Source organism: Chthoniobacter sp. (assembly GCF_040003245.1).
In the GTDB taxonomy this organism is placed as follows: domain Bacteria; phylum Verrucomicrobiota; class Verrucomicrobiia; order Chthoniobacterales; family Chthoniobacteraceae; genus Chthoniobacter.
Genome location: NZ_JBDUCX010000387.1, coordinates 1 through 3,647, shown reverse-complemented (window position 1 = coordinate 3,647; position 3,647 = coordinate 1). Strand labels below are relative to the sequence as shown.

General features: G+C 63.0%; 4 protein-coding genes and 1 pseudogene. All 5 read right to left on the bottom strand.

The window, feature by feature from the left end; translation table 11 throughout:
* Positions 1-254 (bottom strand): annotated as a pseudogene (locus ABJF10_RS30005) (hypothetical protein); the annotation flags it as partial.
* 88 nt (positions 255-342) lie between these two features.
* Entirely contained in the window at positions 343-891 is a 549-nt protein-coding gene (locus ABJF10_RS30000) for a DUF5069 domain-containing protein (protein ID WP_348548277.1), read from the bottom strand.
* A gap of 105 nt (positions 892-996) precedes the next feature.
* Positions 997-1,236: a hypothetical protein gene (locus tag ABJF10_RS29995; RefSeq protein ID WP_348548276.1), complete on the bottom strand. Its 240-nt coding sequence runs from the start codon at positions 1,234-1,236 to the stop codon at positions 997-999.
* An 87-nt stretch (positions 1,237-1,323) separates the two neighbouring features.
* Positions 1,324-1,842, bottom strand: coding sequence for a GNAT family N-acetyltransferase (locus ABJF10_RS29990; protein ID WP_348548275.1), 519 nt, complete (start codon positions 1,840-1,842; stop codon positions 1,324-1,326).
* Positions 1,843-2,177: 335 nt separating this feature from the next.
* Positions 2,178-3,449, bottom strand: a complete 1,272-nt coding sequence (locus ABJF10_RS29985) for a C39 family peptidase (RefSeq protein ID WP_348548274.1) — start codon at positions 3,447-3,449, stop codon at positions 2,178-2,180.
* Positions 3,450-3,647 lie beyond the last annotated feature (198 nt).

Here is a 3,647-nt window from a genome sequence, read left to right as displayed (position 1 = left end):
AGCGACTCCAGCGGGCTGAGCGACTTCATCAACTCCAGGCCGTTCGCGCCATTCGTCGCGCCCCAATGATTCGGGTTCACACCATTGCCCATGAAGCACACGGCGAGGCGCCGCGGTGCTCCGCTCGCGCCACTGACCCCGGCTGCGGCGGCGCCCCAGGAATTAAGCGATTCCAGCCACGGCAGGCTCATGGCAATGCCCAGCCCCCGAATGAAGCGGCGGCGGGAAATCGTATCGTTGGGATGGCGGATCATGAGGATATCTTATTCTACAGCGTTAATCCTTTCCCTGCCTGTGAAATTAGCGGGTTTTTCCCGGGGTGTCGGCGGTCATAGACCGCCGCTACAGTAGAGAGCTACCCGCCCTCAATGACGTGCGGCCTGCTTCAACCGCATCCACGATCGCCCGGTCATCGTCGCCCTTGTCCCACACGAGTTGCAGGAACTGCGGCAGCGTCATGCGATGGCGGCGCAGAAATGGACGGTCGCCGCCACAGCCGTACATCAGGTCGGGTTCCATTTCGCCGCGCAGCTTGAGGCGCGCCTTGGCGATGAGGCGCGGCAGCCACGCGATGCCATCCACCGCGGCGGACTTCGCCGGGAGCGTGCTCATCGGCACCACCCGCCCAGTCGGCTTCCCGAGCATCACTTCCCGAAAATATTCCCGCCGGATCGCCGTGACCGCGAGCACCGTCTCGAAATCTGGGTCGCCGTCACCGAGCGAGTCATCGACGAAATCGAACAACTCCTGCGCCGTGCAACCGAGGCCCGCGAGAAAAGCCACGTCCGCCGGGGCGAACATCGTGCGCGCCGACTGGCGTCCCGCCTTCCACGCCGCGCTGCCGCGTTCCCACACCTTGCGAAATTCCAGCTTCCAGTCGTCGTCGTTCATGTGCGGCCGAACGTAGCGGGCGCGCCTCCGGGCGCAACCCTGCCCACTCGCCATGCTGCTGCGCATGGGAAGGCAACAGGAGCGCCGGCACCCCGCCTTGTTAGTTTACCGGTCTGCCTCGTGGGTGCGGGAATCCTGGCGCACCGCGCGAAGATGCTTCGCCATATAGGCGCGGGCATGGCTTTCCGCCACTCGGCGCTGATATTCCGTCGCCTCGCGCCGCACGGACTGCGTTTGCGTGGTCACGGTGCGCTCCATGGTATTCATGGAAAAAGCCGAGGGCGCGACGACAAAAAATGCACCGGCCAGGCCGGCGAGGATGACGAGACGAGGGGTTGTTTTCATGAGAATTACAGAGATTTAGCGTTGGGCGATCACAGCATAAGCCAGGAGTGCCCTTTATGCAAAAAAGACGTCCGCGAATCCGCCTGTCTAGAACGTCGGTCCGCGCAAATCGATGATCCCGCGCGGCCAGGGAATGGGCGACAGCGATTTGATCATCGGCGTGCCGCAAAAGGGATTCCAATGCTGGCTGAGCAAACTGTCCGTCTTCAGTTCATTCTCGATCGGCACATAACCACTCGAGGCATAAACCGGGGGCTGGCCAAAAAGCATCGCGAACGCAATCCCCCGGGCGTGCAGCCAGTGCTCCATGGACCGGAGTAACTCCCTTGAGATTCCCCTGCCTCGATGGTGCGTAGCCACGCACACTTCCGCCACTCCACCGATCCGCAGATCCCCCGCTTCCGTGCCGATGGCCTTCTCATGGATGGCGGCATGGGCCACGATCTCCCCCGCGGCATCTTTGGCCAGCCAACGATGTCCCGGTGCTTGTCGAAAATAGCGGCGGGTGAGGAAGATGGGGTTAAAGGAAAAACACGAAAAAAGGAGATTCCGCAGCTCGCGATCCTCGTCGTCCGTGATGGCTGCGTCGCTGCGGTAAATGATCATGAATGGGCCGCGAGTGGAGCGACCCGCAGAACCTCGAACGGCGAACCGGGAAGCGCAACCGGCAACTCCTCGAAATGCTCTCCCGCTTGCAGTATTTACGAATGAGCGATGCCGCCCTCGCCCGTAGCGCGAGCGCCGAAAAACAAACCCCGGTAGGGAAAGCCGCGCCGCGGGTTCCCACGCATATGGTGTGGGAACGTGGTGGGTGGCGCGAGGACCTAAGGGTAATTCAGCGCATTACTAGCTGCCGCCGCTTTACCGCGCACCCAAAAGTGGGAACCCGCGGCGCGGCTTCCCTACCAGTTGGTCCGCTCCCGTGACGCCGCCGTCGCGTGTTAATGCGTCGTCGGCTGCATGGCGAAGAGGCCATGCGTCTCCTCGAAGGCATCCGCCAGCTTCATGCGCTTCAGCTCGTGGCCGGCGCCCCACGAATCCGTGAAGATCAACTGCCCAGTCTTCAGGTTGCAGCCGATGATCAAGCGCATGTGACCCCCGCCCGCCTGCATCTTCAGCGGTGGCTCTTCCGGAAATTTCCCCAGGTCCAGGCCCCAGAGCAGCGGGATTCCCTTGCCGGTATAGTCCACCACCAGCTTCTGAAAGTCCTTCTGTTCCACCCGCTTTTGGCTGCGCGGCTCCCGCAGCGAGCGATCCGAGTAGAGCAGCATCAGCGGCTTGAACTGCGTCTTGAAACTGCCATCGATCGACTGCAGCGCCTTCATCATTTCCCCCGAGTTCGTGCCGCCTTGCGCCTGCGACCCGGCCATTTGGGCGAGCTGATGTTCGTCGCAGGAAATCCCGAAATACTCGAAGAGCCGTTGCGCCGACGCCACCACGCAGTAGCCCTTCGGCCCCTGGTCCACCATCGGCACGCCCTCGATCCACTGGTCCCCTTGCGGATTGCGTTTCACCGCCCCGGCCAGTTCGGAAAGCGTGCTCCCGCCCCGGCGTTCCCGCATGGACGCGGCGATCGCGCCCTTGGCGTCGCGCGGGGCCAGCCGCATCCGCATGTACTCCGGCTTCCCGCGCTCCAGCTCGGGATTGGTTTCCAGGCAGGCCATGCCCTGCGCCGAGATCCAGGTCCACCCCTCGGCCAGCAAACCCTGCGCGGGATCGGCGTGCCGCGGCGACGGCACCACCCCCAGGCTTTTCCGCAGCGCTTCGTTGCATTTCGCCGAGCGCCGATGCAACTCCGCCAGGTCCACCGTCCCGCTGTCCCCCCGGTTGAAAATCGAGAAACTGATCCCGTTCAGCTTGCCCCCGACAAAATCCACCGTCGCCTCTTCCACCGGCACCGTCTTGTCCAGGATGGTCAGATCGACCGTCAGATTCGAAAACCGATGCCGCATGAACACCGCCCGGCTGTGATCCGCCGTCAGCCAAGCGAAGAAAGGATTCCGCGACGCCCCCTGCGGCGCGGGATAGAGCTGTTCCAGCTTTTCCGGCGTCAGCCCCCAGACCGCCGGAATGTCCGCCAGCGCCCCGAGATCGCAGGGCAAGGAGTTCTCGGGCGCTGCTTTGCCCGTCTCCGCCGCCCGCATCGCCGGGACCTGCGCCAATACAAAGAGCGAGAGCACCACGCCAAAAACTGCCGGGAGGAAAGTCTTCATCGCGCCCAAGGCTATCGCAGAATGCGAGTTGCGCAATCTCTTCCCTGAACCGCCGGAGGCCGGGAAATCGGGAAATAGGTATCTCTCCTTGTAGCGAAAGTGAGGCTTTCGTAACGCGGCCGCAATTCCATTGCGCAGCGAAGGGGGCGGAAAAACAGACGCGTTAAATAGCAAAGGTTGCCCGCCAACGCCCGTGTC

What these genes read in the sequence shown, in the direction of transcription:
- ABJF10_RS30000 (WP_348548277.1), bottom strand. Translation starts at nt 891, where the DNA reads ATGAACGACGACGACTGGAAGCTGGAATTTCGCAAGGTGTGGGAACGC.
- ABJF10_RS29995 (WP_348548276.1), bottom strand. Translation starts at nt 1,236, where the DNA reads ATGAAAACAACCCCTCGTCTCGTCATCCTCGCCGGCCTGGCCGGTGCA.
- ABJF10_RS29990 (WP_348548275.1), bottom strand. Translation starts at nt 1,842, where the DNA reads ATGATCATTTACCGCAGCGACGCAGCCATCACGGACGACGAGGATCGC.
- ABJF10_RS29985 (WP_348548274.1), bottom strand. Translation starts at nt 3,449, where the DNA reads ATGAAGACTTTCCTCCCGGCAGTTTTTGGCGTGGTGCTCTCGCTCTTT.